This is a genomic window from Sulfurimonas sp. ST-25 (assembly GCF_048079205.1).
GTDB classification, from domain to species: Bacteria; Campylobacterota; Campylobacteria; order Campylobacterales; family Sulfurimonadaceae; genus Thiomicrolovo; species Thiomicrolovo sulfuroxydans.
Genome location: NZ_CP182225.1, coordinates 1,404,258 through 1,420,129, shown reverse-complemented (window position 1 = coordinate 1,420,129; position 15,872 = coordinate 1,404,258). Strand labels below are relative to the sequence as shown.

Genomic DNA, 15,872 nt, shown 5'->3' with positions numbered 1-15,872 from the left:
TTACTGTTTTGTTTTTGCTTCTTGCGCTAAAATGTGGGCCAATTTCGTCACAAAGGCTTTCTGTGAAACGGTTCCTCGCGTTTTTTACCCTGCTTTCGGCGACGCTCCTCTTCGCCTTTCAGAGCAGTTTCCTGATGCCCGAAGAGGCATTCAAGCCCAAGGCTTCCCTGCTTGACAACCAGCACATCGCCATCGACATCGAACTGGGCGAGGGCATCTATGTCTATGCGGACAAGCTCGATGCCAAAGTCAAGGCGCCCTCTGGGGTCTCCATCTCCGAAGTGAAGGTCAACAGCGTTGCGGAAGAGCATGACGGCGACATGGTCCACCTTCACAACGTACCCGTCGAGATTATCCTCACATCGTCGCAGAAAACGGGCATAGTCCCCGTCACCGTCGCTCTCGCGTTCCAGGGCTGTTCGGAGCGCGGGCTCTGTTACGAGCCACAGAACAAAGAGTACACCTTCGACGTCGACCTCGCCAAACTTGGATCGGCGGCTGCCGAAGCACCTGAAAAGCCGAAGGCTCCGGCCGCCGCGCAGGGTGAGAGCGAAACGGACATCATCGTCGATACGCTCAAAGGCGGCAGCCTCTGGGCGATCCTGGCCCTCTTCTTCGGCTTTGGACTTGCACTTTCGCTGACCCCGTGCATCTTTCCGATGATCCCGATCCTCTCCTCCATTATCGTGTCGCAGGGGGAGAGGCTGACGGCCCGTCGCGGGTTCACCCTTTCGCTGGTTTACGTCCTGGCGATGGCCTTCGCCTATACGATCGCCGGGATCATGGCCGGCCTTTTCGGAGAGAACCTGCAGGTGATCTTGCAAAACCCGTGGGCCATCGGGGCATTCGCGCTGATCTTTGTTGCGCTGGCATTTTCCATGTTCGGGTTTTACGAGATCGGGCTCCCGGCGACGCTGCAGACGCGTCTGTCGCGTTTTTCGGACAAGGCGGGTGAAAAGGGCGGATTTACCGGCGTCGCGGTGATGGGCTTTTTGAGTGCGCTTATCGTCGGCCCCTGCGTGGCCCCCGGCCTGGCGGCGGCGCTGATTTACATCGGCCAGACGGGCAATGCGGCTCTCGGCGGCGTCGCCCTCTTTGTCATGAGCCTCGGGATGGGGGTCCCGCTGCTGCTCATCGGCCTGGGCGCCGGCAGGTTCATGCCGAAACCGGGCGGCTGGATGAACATTGTCACGGAGGTCTTCGGCGCCGTGATGATCGGTGTCGCCATCTGGATGGTATCGCGGGTGATCCCGGACTGGATCACGATGATGCTCTGGGCGATCTACTTCATCGTCGCCGCCGTCTACCTCGGGGCTTTCGAACCGATCCACGGCGGCGTCCGCCGTTCAATGCACTCTTTTATCAAGGCGATCGGCATCGTCTTCATGCTTTACGGCACGATCCTGCTCGTCGGGGCGCTTTCGGGGGGGACGTCGATGACACACCCTCTCAAAGGGTTTGAAGTCAAAATGTGCACGCAGGACACCGCTGCTGCGCCTGTCGCTGCAACAGAGGTGGCCTTCGAGGTGATCCACTCCGAAGCGGAACTGGAGCAGGTCATCGCCGCCAACAAAGGGAAAAAGGTGATGCTGGACTTTTCCGCCACGTGGTGCGCGGCCTGCCAGGAGTATGCGGAGATCACCTTCGCCGACCCGCGTGTCGTGGCGGCTCTGCAGGATTTTGTCCTGGTGCAGGCGGACGTGACGGAGAACAGCGACCCCGAACGGGCGCTGACGAAAAACTTCGGACTTTACGGCCCTCCGGGCATCCTCTTCTTTGATGAAACAGGGAAACTGATGAAGGAGAAGACGCTGATCGGCTACAAGCCGCCCGAAGCTTTCCTGGAACACCTGCGCTCGCTCTAACGCACAGCGCCTAGAACTGCTCCCAGAGCCATTCGGCCACTGCCTCTTTTTCAGCGTTCGTCAACCCTTTGACGGGCGTCATCACCCCGAACTTTTCCACCATCTCCGGCAGACACAGAACGTACTCTTCGTCGGGATCGTCGATGTACTCCTTGACAAAGGCTTTGACGACTTTGCGCTGGATATCTTCATCCTCGTTGTGGATATGGATCATCATCTTCAGCCGCATGGCGACCATGCGCATCGTCGGCGCTTTCATCTTCGCCTTCTGCTGGCCGCGCGCCGGTTCTTCAAGCGGGAGCATGACCATATGGCAGGAGGCGCAGTGCTGCTCGTAGATCTTGTAGCCGTCCGCGCCAAAAAGCGATGCGGCGAGGAGAAGAGGCAGGATTATCGGTTTCATCGGCACTCCTTTACACGGACGTTATTTTTCATTATGCCACTGTGTTGTTAAGGGAAGATCGGGAGTAAGAAATTAAAAAATATTATTCAGCGTCCCAGCCGAAAGCGGTGAGAATGCTCGCGAAGACCTCCCCGACGGTGGCCTCGATACAGAGCGGCTCCCCGGTGACGGGGTGGGGGAGTTCGAGCTTCGTCGAGGCGAGCAGCAGCCGGTGGCAGCCGAAATGTTCCCGGAAAAGGTTGTTGTGCTCTGTCCGGCCGTATTTGGTATCGCCGACGATGGGGTGCAGCAGGTGTTTCATATGGCGCCGCAGCTGGTGTTTACGCCCCGTTTCGGGCCGCAGCCGTACCAGGGAGTAGCGGGCGGTCTGGTAGCGCCCGACGGGGATGGGAAGCTCGACGGTCGCGAGGCGTTCAAAGAGCGTGACGGCTTCCTGGGCCTCTTTGTCCGTGCGCGCCTTCGCGTCGGTCATCTTGTCGAGCAGCTCTTTGAGCGGGTAGTCGATGCGGCCCCCTTCGTCAATGTAGCCGCGCACGACGGCGAGGTACTCCTTGCGGACGCTCCCGGCTTCGAAGATCTCGCCGACTTTGCGGGCCGTATCGGGATCGAGGGCGAAGAGCAGCACGCCGGAAGTAGGCTTGTCGAGGCGGTGGACGGGATAGACGTACTGCCCGATCTGGTCCCGGACGAGCTGCAGCGCGAAGCGCGTCTCGTCCTTATCGATCCAGGAGCGGTGCACGAGCAGCCCGCTGGGCTTGTTTACGGCTACAAGCCACTCGTCGCGGTAGAGGATCTCGAGGGATTCGTCCATGCTGCATCGCCTTTTTTGGATGCGATTATAGCGTCAAATGCGGCGCGCACCTCGCTGACGGCTTCGACCATGTTGGCCAAACTCGGTTTAACCTCCTCCCATTTGCGGGTTTTCAGGCCGCAGTCGGGGTTGATCCAGAGCTGCTCTTGGGGCAGTACCTCCAGCAGGGCGTTGATCTGCACGACCATCTCCGCCACCGGCGGGACGCGGGGAGAGTGGATGTCGTAGACGCCGGGACCCACCTCCTGCTTGTAGCCGACCTCCTTGAAGATGCGCAGCAGGGCGTTGCCGCTGCGGGCGGTCTCGATGGAGATGACGTCCGCGTCCATCGCCTCGATGGTATGGATGATGTCGTTGAACTGGCTGTAGCACATATGCGTATGGATCTGCGTTTCGCTGCGCGCACAGGCGACGCTGCGGCGGAAGGCGTCGACGGCCCAGGTCTCGTAGGCGGAGATGTTCTCGCGGCGCAGCGGGTACCCCTCCTTGAAGGCCGCTTCGTCCACCTGGACAATGCGTATGCCGGCATTTTGGAGGTCGTCGACCTCGTCGCCGATGGCCAGGGCGATCTGCGCGGCCACGTCGGCACGGGGCAGGTCATCGCGGACGAAGGACCAGTTGAGGATCGTGACGGGACCGGTGAGCATCCCTTTGACGATCTTGGAAGTTTTGCTCTGCGCGTAGGTCGTCCAGCCCACGGTCATCGGCAGGGGACGGCTGACGTCGCCGTAGATGAGCGGCGGCTTGACGCAGCGGCTGCCGTAACTCTGGACCCATCCCCTGGCGCTGAAAACGAAGCCGGCGAGCTGTTCGCCGAAGTACTCGACCATATCGTTGCGTTCGGGCTCGCCGTGCACGAGTACATCAAGGCCGATCGACTCCTGGAAGGCGATGCAGTCGTCGATGTAGGCTTTGATGCCCGCGTCGTACGTCTGTACATCGATGTCGCCACGTTTGAAGTCCCGGCGTAGCGTACGGAGTTCCGGCGTCTGGGGGAAGGAACCTATCGTCGTCGTCGGCAGCAGAGGGTAGCGCAGCGCTTCGCGCTGGGCCTTGATCCGTGTTTCATAGGGCTCGGTACGTTCCGTCCCCGTCTGCGATGCAACGCGCTGCTGTACGGCGGCGTCGTGGATGCGCGGGGAACATTGCCGTGTGTGCACCGCTTCCCGGCTGAGTTGCATCAGGCTCAGTTCCGCATCGTCCAGCGCCGCCCCGGTAAAGCGTTTGGCGACGACGTTCAGTTCGGCCAGTTTCTCCTTCGCGAAGGCGAGCCACTGTATGACCTCCGCATCCAGTGCCGTTTCCGCTTCGAGCGAATAGGGGACATGCAGCAACGAACAGGAGGTGGCGGGAACGATGAGGGATTTTGGCACCGTCTGCGCGATCGTCTCGAGGGTGTCGCCGACGGCATCGAGGTCGCTGCGCCAGACGTTGCGACCGTCGATCACCCCGGCGATGAGCGTTTTGCCGCTTTGGGCGACGGTGCCGAGCGCTTCCATGTTGCGCGGGCCGTGGACGAAATCGAGGGCGATCCCGCTGATGGGTGTATGGGCGAGCACTTCGACGGCTTCGCAGGCGTGTTCGAAATAGGTCGCGACGATGATCTCCACCTGTGACGCGGTGCTGCCGAGCCGGTCGTAGGCCCGTTTGAGCAGGCTCAGGGTCTTGGCATCCGGCCCGGTGACGAGGAGCGGCTCGTCGATCTGGACGGTGACGAGGTCGTCGAGGGTGCTGATGGCCGTAAGCACTGCTTCGTAGCAGGCGACAACGGCATCGAAGTGGGCGTAGCGGTCAAAGTTTTTCTCAACGCTTTTGCCGAGGCCGAGGAAGGTGAGGGGGCCTATGAGGTTTATTTTCGGGGTGATGCCCGCCGCCTTCGCCTCTTGGTATTCGGCGACGATTTTCGATGCGTTCGGTGCAAAGGCGTCTGTGGCCGCGAACTCAGGGACGATGTAGTGGTAGTTGGTGTTGAACCATTTGGTCATCTGCATCGCGGTGCGCTGGCTGTCGCCGCGGGCCATGGTGAAGTAGCGGATGGTGTCGTCTTCGATATTGCGGAAGCGGGCCGGGACGGCGCCGAGCAGGACACAGGTGTCGAGCATCGCGTCGTAGAAGCTGAAGTCGTTGCAGCTGATCGTGCCGATGCCGGCGTCTTGCTGTTCCTGCCAGTGGCGGCGGCGCAGTGTCGATGCGCACGCTTCAAGGGCGGCAAGGTCGCTTTTGCCGCTCCAGTAGCTCTCCAGTGCGAACTTGAGTTCGCGGTTCTCCCCGATGCGGGGGTAGCCGATGACGTAGTTTTTTGACATGGGTCTGTCCTTTGATATTTTTCTTTTTTCGATTGTTGTTAAGGTCGGATGGAAAAAATCAGAGGTACGGCGGATGGACCCCGGTACGTCGGAAGCTGTAAAATCGGCAGTTGCAGGTACAGGCGGATGGTTTGCGGCAGGTGCGCAGGGTCAGGAAGGTTCGGCGTCTAAAGTAACAGTCGCAGTGGCAGGGCTTGTCGCTGGCAAAACAGGTGAGGGCCTCCAGGGGTTCTTCCGGTGGCGCCTCGTCGCTTTCACGGTCGTGCTGCAGGACGGTGGCGTAGGTTTCGAGGCATACACGCAGGGCGTTTTGCGCGGGCGCGACGCTGTGCGCCTGGATGGAAGCGAGGGTGAAATAACGCTTGCCGAAGCCTCTGGGTGTTCTCAAAGAACCTCTCCTGTTCAAAAATCTTGCGCCATTATACTGCGATCAATCTTTGCGTACGGCAATCGCCTGTTTGCGCATGCGGTATTTTTCGTGCGGTTCGTTCCAGAACTCTTTGTACTCCAGGACGCTGAAGCCCTCGCCGAAGAGCGATTTGAGTTCCTCTTTCTGGAGCAGGAAATCCGGGTTGGAGTCGGGCTTCTCGTTGCCCGCATCGGCCATGTAGGTCTCCAGGACCATGATACCGCCGGGTTTCAGCGCCGCTTTTGCCCGTGCGATCAGGCCGCGGTCGAGGAAGTTCGTTTTGACAATCATGTCGTAGGTTTCCGCGTCGGGGACGAAGGTGTCGAGGTCCGCTTCGATCAGGTTGATCTTGTCAAGGTCCGCCTTCTCCCGCAGGGCCGCAAGGGCGACGGTCGAGATGTCGACGGCATCGACGCTAAACCCTTCGTCGGCCAGATAGAGGCTGTGGCGCCCGCCGCCGCAGGCGAGGTCGAGGGCCCTCGCTCCAGGGGCTTCGGCGGCATGTGTACTGACCAGTTCACTCGGTGGCCTGCGTTCGAGCAGCCCCTCCATCTCGGTGTATTTCTTATCCCATTTCTCTTTGTCTTTTTGCGCCAATGTGTCTCCTTGTCGTATGTCTCTGTTCTCCCGGGTATGCAGAAACAATGAAACCGATTATAGTCCCAAACGGCTGATGATACGATGTCTGGTGTTTTCACAGAAAACGCGGCAGCGGCAGCTTAATCACTCCCTCAAGCCGCTTTGTTTATACTGGGTCTCCATAAAGGAGTTGCATGGAACGGGTCAGAATCGGGGCGCATCATAAAACGAAGTCTATGTGGAAAACGGTGCCGGGCGCGGTGCTGATCTACCTGCCGATCCTGGCGGCGATCCCCTTCGCCGTCCTGGCGGTCATACTGGTGCGCTGGCACCTCAGGATCATGGGGGCGGAGAACCTGAAGACCTACCGGGAGTTCGTCCCCGACTGGGAGAGCCACCGCTATACGCGGCGTGACCAGATCACTTTCACGACGGAGACGCCGCGATGGCACCTCAGCCGTTTCCGCTTCTTCTGGCTCTTCAACTGCAAACTCTACTGCCCTTTGAGCGTGGCGCTCTTTAGCTACCTGGCCTATCTCGTGAAAGTTGTGGAGAATTGGTGGTGTCCCTTCTACCATGACAAAAAAGCAGCCTATGAAGAGGGGGCGATAGATGCCTCATTTTGGCATATCTACCCGGAAGAGAAGGCGAAACTTCATCCCGACGACCGGGACAACCCTCTCTGGAACGAAACCTCCCCGGAGCGCTAATAGCGTTTCCAGAAATCCCGGGTAAAGAGCAGCACGACGGTGAAGAACTCCAGCCTGCCGATGATCATGGCCGCCGAGAGGATCATTTTGTCGATCCCGCTGAAGAAGTGGAAGTTCTCCGAGGGGCCCGTCATGGCGAAGCCCGGCCCGATATTGCCGACGCAGGCGATCGAGGTACTGATGCAGGTGACCGCATCGTAGCCGCGGGCAAAGAGGTAGAAGGTGAGCAGGACGTTGGTGGTGATAAAGAGGAAGAGGAAACCGCTGACGCTGCCGATGACTTTGCTGCTGACGGGTTTGCGGTCGACGAAGACCCCCACGACGGCATTGGGGTGGAGGATCTGTTTGAGTTGGGACTTCAGGTTCTTGAAGAGGATGACGTAACGGATGATCTTCATCCCCCCCGCCGTCGAACCGGCGTTGCCGCCGAGCAGCATGGCGATGAGCAGGAGCGCGACGGGGACGGCGCCCCAGAGCTCGTAGTTGATCGTCGCGAAGCCCGTGGTGGTCAGCAGGGAGGCGACGGTGAAAAAGGCGTGGGTCGTACTGTAGACGATGCTGTCGCCGCTGTTGGCCAGGTGCACCAGGGTGAGGACGGAGGCGAGCAGGATGAAGAGTCCGAGATACCACCGCACCTCTTCGGCGCGGAAACCGCTGAAGTCGCCCCGGGCCGCTTTGAGGTGGGCGAGGAAGTTGATTCCCGAAAGCATCATGAAAAAGGTCGTCGTCCAGAGGATGACGGGCGCGTCGTCCCAATAGCCCATTGAGAGGTCGCGCGTGGAAAAGCCCCCCGTCGAGATCGTCGAAAAGGCGTGGTTGACGGCATCGAAAAGGTTCATCCCGCCGGCGAGGAGCAGCACGGTGTTCGCCGCGGTAAAGAAGAGGTAGAGCCCCCAGAGCCGCAGCGCCGTATCCCTGATTTTCGGCGTCGCCTTCTCCAGCTGCACACCGGTGGATTCGGCCCGGAACATCGTCATGGAACCGGTCGGGTTGATGAGCGAAAGCAGGCCCACGCCCAGGACGATGATCCCCATCCCGCCGAGCCAGTGCATCAGGCTGCGGAGCATCAGGATGCTTTTGGGCAGGTGCTCTATTTCCGTGTAAATCGTCGCCCCGGTTGTCGTAAAGCCGCTGATCGCTTCGAAAAAAGATTCGGTGAAGGTAGCCTCGGTGTAGATGTAGAGGGGGACGGCCCCGGCGATGCCGAGCAGTATCCAGACGAGGTTAACCGAAAAGATGGCGCTTTTGACCGTCATCCGCATCCGCCGGCGGTAGAGGGCGGCGAACAGGACAAGGTTGAAGAGAAAAAAGAGCAGGTCGAAGCGGATGAAGGGCGCCATGTTTTCGCCGTACACGATGCCCGTGCCGATGGGAATGAGAAAGAAGAGCGCCAGGCCAATGCCGATGGCACTGATAAACTTGGCGCTGTTGATCAGAGTGTGTAGATCCACTGTTTGATCTCCTCTTCATTATCGGCATGGACGAAAACGAACAGGACGTCTTCGCGGTGCAGCTGCAGTTTCGCCACCCAGGGCAGCAGGATGCCGTCGCGGAAGAGAAAACAGCGGCATCGTTTCGGGTTCGGCGGTTTGACCATCTTCTCCAGCAGCGGCGAATCGGGGAAGATCTTGCGCGAGTAGATCAGCCCCTTGCCGCCGCAGTAGTGGCGTTCGGAAATGATGGAGCTGGAGCTGATCTTCTCCAGGATCGTGTAGTAGGCGCTCGATTTCGGGCCTCGGATGGCGGTGATGCCCAGGGAGTGCATCAGCTGGTAGCGTTCGAGGTCGTTGTTGATCGCCACCGTCCGCGTGATGCCGCGCTCTTTCGCTTCGAGGGAACGGATGATGTTCTCCTCATCCTCCTTGCTCGTGAAGATCGCCATGTCCGCGCGCCCGACGTGTTCGTTGTCGAAGAGGGTGTGCTCAATGTAGTGGCTATTGATGACCATCGCCTTCTCCTGCAGCAGCTCGGAGGCGTGCTCGCACTTCTCGATCTGGTTGTCGATGATCTTGAGCTGCACCCCCTTGGGGATGAGCGCCTTGGCGATCTCCAGCCCCAGCAGGTCGGCGTCGAAAATGGCGACGCGGCTGATCCGGTCGGGGAGGGAGGGGTTGAGCCTTGCGCAGTAGGCGCGAAGGGTGTCGGGGGCGCCGAAGAAGTAGACGAGGTCCCCCCGCTGCAGCATGGTCTCTTTGTCGGGGAGGATAAAGCGTTTATCGCGCTCAAGCCCCACGACGACGGAGCTTTCATGGATAAAATGCGACACCGGAATGCCCGCTTCGGGGGCGTCGTCCACGTATACGGAGATCATAAGAAAGGAGGTATAGATGAAGGATTTGACGTTGTTCGCCTGGGGGAAATCCAGCAGCGCGCTGATGGACTTTGCCGCGGAGGAGAAGGGGAAGACGGCTGTGCTGATCCCGAGCTTCCCGGCGATGGTACTGTCGGCGAAGAAGGGGTTCTTGAGTCGGATGATCTTCCGGTCGGCGACGATCACGTCCCCGGCGATGAGGGTGGAGAGGATGTTCGCCTCGTCGCTGTCGGTGACGGCGATGAAGATGTCGAAACGGCGGTTTTTCAGGGGGGCGTAGGTGTCGGGGTCTTCGATGTTCCCAGCGATGGTGAAGACATCGATGCTCTCCTGCAGCTGCTGCAGCGCGGAGGGTCTCTGGTCGATGATGGTGACGTTGTGGCGGTGCGAAAGGGTACCCGCCAGGCGGTAGCCGACCCGTCCCGCACCCGCAATGATTATATTCACGCTGTGTCCTTGAGGTGCATTTTAGTACACAGTTTCTTAAGGGCTTCCGGTTTGTAAAAGAAGGGGCTGAAAATCGTCTGCGGAGGTGAAAACCGTGCGCCGGGTTCGACCTGGGGATTATTCGTCGTCGTTGCGCTGTCTTTCGAGGTACCAGGCGAAGGCGACGAGGCAGATGATGACCCCGGCCCAGACCATAAAGCCGGGCAGGGCGGCGGTATTGAGATGGCCGGCACTGTCCGGCGGAAGGTTCGGAGGGCCCACTGTCAACTCCTCGTGGTTGTCTTCAGACCATTATAGCCTGAAATCAGCGGTGGTTCTCCACGGTCGGCGGAACGACGGCGCTGTCGGCCTGCATGGTGAGGGCTTCGGGATGGGCTTTGTAATGGGCGCGTACCGCTTCGGCCAGGCGCGCCTTGACCGGCTCGTCGACCAGGACGATCTCGTCCGCTTCGGGAAGGGCGTCGATAATGGCCTGCAGGAGCGCATCCTGCGGGGAAGCCATCTTCGGCAGCCAGCTCTGCAGCAGCGCTTTGTCGACGAACTCGGGGATGGAGCCCATGATGCCGACGTCGTTCTGGTCGTGGATCAGCAGCCCCGAGGTCGTGCCGCGGTCGAGGGTGAGGACCTGGAAGAGGTAGAGTGTGTGGTAGGCGAGCTGTTCGGCGACATCCTCTTCGCTCACCTCCGTACGCTTGGCCAGGGCGTCGGCGATGATGGAGACATAGACGTCGATCACCTGCTCGGCAAAATATTTCGCAAAACCGTAGTCCGTCCCGAAGTCGCCGCTGTTATGGTGCTCCAGGTAGAAGTGCGCGACGCCGCGGTGGCGTCCGAGGACGGGAATGTTGAAGTAGCGGTCACCCTGTTCCGCGCCCCGCTCAAAGAGGTCGGGGGTGATGAAGTTGAGGTGTTCGATAAAGCGGTGCTGATCCTCTTCGTAGAAGATGGAGGGGTTCAGGTCCGCCATGATGCGCCAGTAGCCTTCGCCGTCCTTCATACGGGTATAGCTGATATGCATATGGATCGAGGGGACATGGGGGTTACGCGGGTGGATGATGGTCGAGATGGCGCTGGCGGCGTCGAGTTTCTTTTCGGGCATATCCTCGTAGTGCACCTGCGACACGTTGACGGAGGCGCGGTTGAAGAGGCGCTCGTCGCGCCCTTCGTAGCGCATCCCGCCGCCGTGGCGTCCCTCGTCGCGGAACCACTCCACGGCTTCGAAGGGGACGTTCCCGCCGAAGATCTGGCTCAGCCCGCCCAGGCGGTTGACGAAGTAGAGCTGCAGGTTCTCCATCAGGGCGATCGCCGCCTCCGACTCCGCCGTTTTCGAATAGATTCGTTCCATGACTTATGCCTCCCTGAGCGCTTTTTTGATCAGCCCCGTCGAAGCGAAAAAGAGCAGTTCGAAGAGCGGGTCGATGCGCGCCGTGTTCGCGTCGGGGGCGTCGACGGCCTTGAAGGTGAAGGGTTCGCCCTCTTTGGGCGTGATGGTAAAGGTGACGGGGAAGAGGGTCCGCACGGCGTTCTGCTCTTTTTTCGAGCCCTTTTCCAGCAGGTTCTCCATCGTGTCGTGCTTCTTGATCATCTGCGCGATCGTCTCGACCTTGTCGGAGAACAGGACTTTGTTCCAGCTCACCTTGCCCTGCTCGAAGTGAAACGATGCCGTTTTGTTCTGCAGGGGCGAGGGCTTCATGCCAAGGATTGTCTCCACCAGGCCGAGCAGGCGGCCGGTACCGCCGAGGGCTTCGGCGCAGGCGTTAAGCTGCTCGCGGATGGCCGCGAGGGTGTCGTTGTCATAGGTGTTGAATTGCAGCATTTTTTTCTCCTCAGGCGCAGCGGTGTGCGGCGATGAAACCGGTAAAACGTTTGGCCTGAGGGTTCTCGAGGGCCTCGCTCATTTCGGCGGCGGTGTGTGGGTCGAACTGTTTGTGCAGTTGGCGGAAGCAGCGGCGTACGCTTTCGATGTCCTCGCGGTCCTCGAAACGGCGCCGCATCCCGATCAGGTTGAGTCCCCGGACGGTGGCGGGGTTCCCCTCGACGAGGCAGAAGGGCGGGACGTCGTATTGCAGGTTCGACGCGCCCCCGACCATCACGCCCGTGCCGATGGTACACTCGGCCGCCACGGTGCTGAGACCGCCGATGATGACGCGCTCCTCGCAGCGGCTCCTTGCCTGCATCGTCACGGCGTTGGTCAGGATGCAGTTGGCGCCGAGGGTGACGCCGGGGAAGAGCTGGACGTAGGCCATGATGAAGTTCTCTTCGCCGATGGCGACGGCGTCGGCGGTGTCGTTCTGCGTTGCAATCTGGCAGAACTCGCGCACAAAAGTACCACGCCCCAGGGTCACGGGGGCGAGGCCGTTGCCGATCTTGACAAAGGAGAAGAGGCGCACGCCCGCTTCGAGGGTGACGGGGCCTTCAAGGACGACGTGGGCCTCGAGGCGCACGCCCGCACCGATCACGCAGTCGGCGCCGATGCTGCAGAAGGGCCCGATGTGGGCGTCCGGGGCGATAACGGCACCCGGCGCGATGACGGCGGTAGGATGGATCATGCTTCGGTTGCCACCTGCAGTGTGATGATACTGTCTTCGATCGTTGCCAGCGAGCCGCGCTCGCCCGTTTCGAGGTAGGTCACGAAGGCTTCGACCTCTTTGAGCAGCGGCTCGTCCTTTTTGATGTGGCAGCCGCGCACGACGTAGGAGTTGTTGACGTGGAAGTTCGAGTACTCCGTGAGGTTCTGCGTGATCAGGTCCGCCTCGAAGTAGGCGTCCTTGCAGGCGACCTCGATGGTGCGCTTTTTAAAGGGCGTGAGCCAGTTGGTGAGGATCTCGCCGACGATGGCGTCTTCGAGCTCGAAGCTCAGTACCGCGTTGTCCTCGTGGTGGTTGTGGATCTTGCGGGATTTGAAGATGTTCTTCTCCAGGATGTTGCGGTGGGTGATGAAACGCATCAGGTCGATGTCGTGTACCGAGAGGTCGGTCAGGACGCCGACGTCGGCGATGCGCGGCGGGAAGGGGCCGACGCGGGTAATGGACATCGTGTAGATCTCCTTGCCCTCGAGCTCCTCTTTGAGCGCCTGGACGACGGGGTTGAAGCGTTCGACGTGGCCGACACAGCTTTTCAGCCCCGCCTCCTGGACAGCCTTGGCGATCAGTTTCGCGTCTTCGATCGTCGAGGCCGCCGGCTTTTCAATAAAGACGTGCACCCCGCGCTCGATACACTTGAGCGCGACCTCTTTGTGCAGGAAGGTTGGCACGACGATGATGGCGGCATCGGGCTTGGCGGTGTCGAGCATCTCGTCGACGTCGGTAAAGAAGGGCTCGGCAAACTCGCCGTTTTTCACGACGTCGCAGAGCGCGACGATCTCGACTTTTTCGCCCAGGGCGTGGAGGATGCGGTAGTGGTTACGGCCCATGGAACCCAGGCCGATCAGGGCGATCTTTATCATGCGTTCTCCTCCAGGGCGGTGACGATGAAGTCCTGCTGCTCCGCGGTAAGGTAGGGGCTCATCGGCAGGGACATGATCTCTTCGCTGACGCGCTCGGAGACGGGGAAGTCGCCGGGTTTGTAGCCCAGTGGTGCGAAGGCTTCCTGCAGGTGCAGCGGCATGGGGTAGTGGACCGCCGTCGGGATTCCTTTGGCGTTCAGGGCCGCGGCGACAGCTTCGCGGTGCTTGACGCGGACGGAGTACTGGGCGTAGACGCTGGTACGTTCTGCCATGACGGCAGGGGTAACGACGTTCGCGTTGGCGAGCTTTTCGCTGTAGGCCGCACCGATGCGCATCCGCGCCTCGACTTCATCGTCGAAGTGGGCGAGCTTGACATTGAGGACCGCCGCCTGGATGGCGTCGAGACGGCCGTTGATGCCGATGTACTTGTGCTTGTAGCGCTCGTTCTGGCCGTGGTTGAGCAGCATGCGGATTTTTTCCGCCAGAGCGTCGTCACTGGTAAAGACGGCACCGCCGTCCCCGTAGGCGCCCAGCGGTTTGGACGGGAAGAAGGAGGTACAGCCGATCGTGGAGAGGTTGCAGGACTTTTTGCCTTTGTACTCGGCCCCGAAGCTCTGGCAGGCGTCCTCGATAACGGGGAGGCCGTGTTTGGCGGCGATGGCGTTGACGGCGTCCATATCGGCGCACTGGCCGTAGAGGGAGACGGGGATGATCGCTTTGGTGCGTTCGGTGATGGCGTCTTCAATGAGTGCGGCGTCGATGTTGTAGGTCGCCTCGTCGATGTCGACGAAGACCGATTTGGCGCCGAGGAAGGCGATCACTTCCGCCGTGGCGATGAAGGTGAACGGGGTGGTGATGACCTCGTCGCCGGCTTTGATGTCGAGGGCCATGAGGGCCAGCAGCAGGGCGTCGGTGCCGCTGCTGCAGCCGATGGCGTGCGCGGCGCCGGTATAGGCGGCCAGGTCGCTCTCAAGCTTTTGCAGTTTCGGTCCGCCGATGAACTGGGCCGATGCCATGACCTCGCCGACTTCGCGGTCGATCTCCTCTTTGTATGCCTGATACTGCGCCTGCAGATCGATAAAATTGATTTTCATTCCTGTTCACCTTCGATAAGATGTGCCACACGCGCGCTGCTGCCGTGTTCAAGATACCCCCGGAGCGCCTTGGCGTCTTCGACAAACGCCGGACGGTCGAGGGTCTGCATCGCGCCCAAAAGCGCCTCCGCCGTCACGTCGTTCTGGATCAGCTCCGGGTGCAGCGGCCGCCCTTTGAAGCGGGAGAACATGATGTTCGCCAGGCCGATGTAGTCGAGTTTGACGAGCGTCTTTGCGATCAGGTAGTCCAGCGGTTTCGCCACGTAGGCGAGGACGAACGGGGTGCCGATCAGGGAAGCCTCGAGGGTCGCGGTGCCGCTGCAGATAAAGGCGAAATCGCTCTCGTAGAGGGCCGCATGCGCATCGTGTGCCACAATAAACGGTGATAGGTTACCGTAAAGATCATTCAGCTCTTCTTTCGCAAAATGCTTCGGCACAACGATCACCGCTTCGGCATCGAGGCGGGAGCGCAGTTCCCTGAACACCGGCATCAGACGCCTGATTTCGCTTTTGCGGCTTCCGGGCATAAAGGCGACGCGTTTGAGCACCGGGGCGGCCTCGGTTTTGAAGTGCGCAATCTCGTCAAGCAGGGGGTGGCCGACGTACTCGATGGGGGCCTCCGGGCTGTAGTACTCCTTCTCAAAAGGGAGGATGGAGGCGAGGCGGTCAATAGTGCGCTCAAGCACGGGGATCCGTTTCTGTTTCCACGCCCAGGCCTGGGGGAGGATGTAGTAGATGATCTCTTTGTCGGGGTAGCGCTTCTTGATCTTTTTGGCCAGGGGGAGGTTGAAGCCCGAGGAGTCCATCAGCAGCACCTTGTCGGCCTCGGCGGCGAGCGCGACCATCTCGTCGGCGAGCTTGAAGAAATAGCGCAGCTTTTTAAGCGCGTCGACGAAGCCCATGATCGCCAGGGAGCGCAGGTCGACGATGGGCTCGCCCAGGGCGCTGTCGAAGATGCCGATCAGCTCGATGTCGTCGCCGAGTTCGGCTTTGAGGGCCTTCAGGTGGACGTTGGCGGAGTGCTCCAGGGCGGAAACGAGCAGCTTCATGATCCGCCGTCTCCCCACTGCTGGAAGGCCGGGTCGTAGCGATCCGTCTGGGCGTCGTGGAAGTCGTGCAGGAAGGTGGTGATGGCATCAATGTCCGCGTCGCTGAGTGGCGACGCAAAGCCGATCATCATCTCCTGCATCGGGGTATCGGCGACCCCTTTGCGGAAGGTCTGTAGTTTATAGGCCAGAAACCCTTTGGCCCGGTTGGCGAGAGAAGGGTAGTTGCCGGTTCCCTCCGCGCGGGAGCCGTGGCAGTTGTTGCAGCCGTTTTGAAAGTAGAGGGTCTTCCCCCGTTCGTAGGTCTCATCGCTCTCTTGCGCCGCGAATGCAACGGCTGCGAAAAGAATCAAAAGAAAAAAACGCACTCTAACCCCTGGCTTATTGGTTTTGCAATACAATGTCGACATTATAGCATCCGGGCCTTCCTGCACGCTTGCGGGGCC

Annotated in this window: 17 protein-coding genes; 2 read left to right on the top strand and 15 right to left on the bottom strand. The window is 60.3% G+C overall.

Features of this window, described 5'->3' with window-relative positions; genetic code table 11:
* Positions 1–62: 62 nt before the first annotated feature.
* Complete coding sequence (dsbD, locus tag ACM66T_RS07235; protein ID WP_231018164.1) at positions 63–1,865, top strand: protein-disulfide reductase DsbD; 1,803 nt, start codon at positions 63–65, stop codon at positions 1,863–1,865.
* Positions 1,866–1,875: 10 nt separating this feature from the next.
* Here the strand turns inward: dsbD and ACM66T_RS07230 are convergent, their stop codons facing one another.
* The 5 genes from ACM66T_RS07230 to ACM66T_RS07210 form a co-directional block, all read right to left on the bottom strand.
* Positions 1,876–2,268 carry a c-type cytochrome gene (locus ACM66T_RS07230; RefSeq protein ID WP_231018163.1) on the bottom strand — a complete coding sequence of 131 codons (393 nt, stop codon included), beginning with the start codon at positions 2,266–2,268 and terminating at the stop codon, positions 1,876–1,878.
* A gap of 82 nt (positions 2,269–2,350) precedes the next feature.
* Complete coding sequence (gene truC / locus ACM66T_RS07225; protein ID WP_231018162.1) at positions 2,351–3,079, bottom strand: tRNA pseudouridine(65) synthase TruC; 729 nt, start codon at positions 3,077–3,079, stop codon at positions 2,351–2,353.
* The gene (gene metE, locus ACM66T_RS07220) at positions 3,034–5,385 is read right to left on the bottom strand and encodes a 5-methyltetrahydropteroyltriglutamate--homocysteine S-methyltransferase (protein ID WP_231018161.1); all 2,352 of its coding nucleotides are present in this window, start codon (positions 5,383–5,385) and stop codon (positions 3,034–3,036) included. Before metE ends, truC begins: the two co-directional genes overlap by 46 nt.
* Before the next feature lie 58 nt (positions 5,386–5,443).
* A complete protein-coding gene (locus tag ACM66T_RS07215) occupies positions 5,444–5,773 on the bottom strand; it encodes a hypothetical protein (protein WP_231018160.1) in 330 nt (109 codons plus the stop codon).
* 42 nt (positions 5,774–5,815) lie between these two features.
* The gene (locus ACM66T_RS07210; RefSeq protein WP_231018159.1) at positions 5,816–6,391 is read right to left on the bottom strand and encodes a class I SAM-dependent methyltransferase; all 576 of its coding nucleotides are present in this window, start codon (positions 6,389–6,391) and stop codon (positions 5,816–5,818) included.
* Between the two features lie 176 nt (positions 6,392–6,567).
* Here ACM66T_RS07210 and ACM66T_RS07205 point away from each other — a divergent pair, with 176 nt between their 5' ends.
* Complete coding sequence (locus tag ACM66T_RS07205; protein ID WP_231018158.1) at positions 6,568–7,083, top strand: hypothetical protein; 516 nt, start codon at positions 6,568–6,570, stop codon at positions 7,081–7,083.
* Here ACM66T_RS07205 and ACM66T_RS07200 read toward each other — a convergent pair.
* The 10 genes from ACM66T_RS07200 to ACM66T_RS07155 form a co-directional block, all read right to left on the bottom strand.
* The gene (locus tag ACM66T_RS07200) at positions 7,080–8,534 is read right to left on the bottom strand and encodes a TrkH family potassium uptake protein (RefSeq protein ID WP_231018157.1); all 1,455 of its coding nucleotides are present in this window, start codon (positions 8,532–8,534) and stop codon (positions 7,080–7,082) included. The genes ACM66T_RS07205 and ACM66T_RS07200 overlap by 4 nt on opposite strands.
* Positions 8,516–9,841: an NAD-binding protein gene (locus ACM66T_RS07195; RefSeq protein ID WP_231018156.1), complete on the bottom strand. Its 1,326-nt coding sequence runs from the start codon at positions 9,839–9,841 to the stop codon at positions 8,516–8,518. Before ACM66T_RS07195 ends, ACM66T_RS07200 begins: the two co-directional genes overlap by 19 nt.
* A 117-nt stretch (positions 9,842–9,958) precedes the next feature.
* Positions 9,959–10,102, bottom strand: a complete 144-nt coding sequence (locus tag ACM66T_RS07190) for a hypothetical protein (RefSeq protein WP_231018155.1) — start codon at positions 10,100–10,102, stop codon at positions 9,959–9,961.
* A gap of 43 nt (positions 10,103–10,145) precedes the next feature.
* Positions 10,146–11,186, bottom strand: a complete 1,041-nt coding sequence (locus tag ACM66T_RS07185; RefSeq protein ID WP_231018154.1) for a coproporphyrinogen III oxidase — start codon at positions 11,184–11,186, stop codon at positions 10,146–10,148.
* 3 nt (positions 11,187–11,189) lie between these two features.
* A complete protein-coding gene (locus ACM66T_RS07180) occupies positions 11,190–11,657 on the bottom strand; it encodes a hypothetical protein (RefSeq protein WP_231018153.1) in 468 nt (155 codons plus the stop codon).
* A gap of 10 nt (positions 11,658–11,667) precedes the next feature.
* Complete coding sequence (locus ACM66T_RS07175) at positions 11,668–12,390, bottom strand: acyl-ACP--UDP-N- acetylglucosamine O-acyltransferase (RefSeq protein ID WP_231018152.1); 723 nt, start codon at positions 12,388–12,390, stop codon at positions 11,668–11,670.
* A complete protein-coding gene (locus ACM66T_RS07170; RefSeq protein WP_231018151.1) occupies positions 12,387–13,286 on the bottom strand; it encodes a Gfo/Idh/MocA family protein in 900 nt (299 codons plus the stop codon). Before ACM66T_RS07170 ends, ACM66T_RS07175 begins: the two co-directional genes overlap by 4 nt.
* Complete coding sequence (locus ACM66T_RS07165; protein ID WP_231018150.1) at positions 13,283–14,380, bottom strand: DegT/DnrJ/EryC1/StrS family aminotransferase; 1,098 nt, start codon at positions 14,378–14,380, stop codon at positions 13,283–13,285. Before ACM66T_RS07165 ends, ACM66T_RS07170 begins: the two co-directional genes overlap by 4 nt.
* Positions 14,377–15,429 carry a lipid-A-disaccharide synthase gene (gene lpxB, locus ACM66T_RS07160; protein WP_231018149.1) on the bottom strand — a complete coding sequence of 351 codons (1,053 nt, stop codon included), beginning with the start codon at positions 15,427–15,429 and terminating at the stop codon, positions 14,377–14,379. Before lpxB ends, ACM66T_RS07165 begins: the two co-directional genes overlap by 4 nt.
* A complete protein-coding gene (locus ACM66T_RS07155; protein ID WP_231018148.1) occupies positions 15,426–15,794 on the bottom strand; it encodes a c-type cytochrome in 369 nt (122 codons plus the stop codon). The genes lpxB and ACM66T_RS07155 overlap by 4 nt, the downstream gene beginning before the upstream one ends.
* Positions 15,795–15,872: the final 78 nt, after the last annotated feature.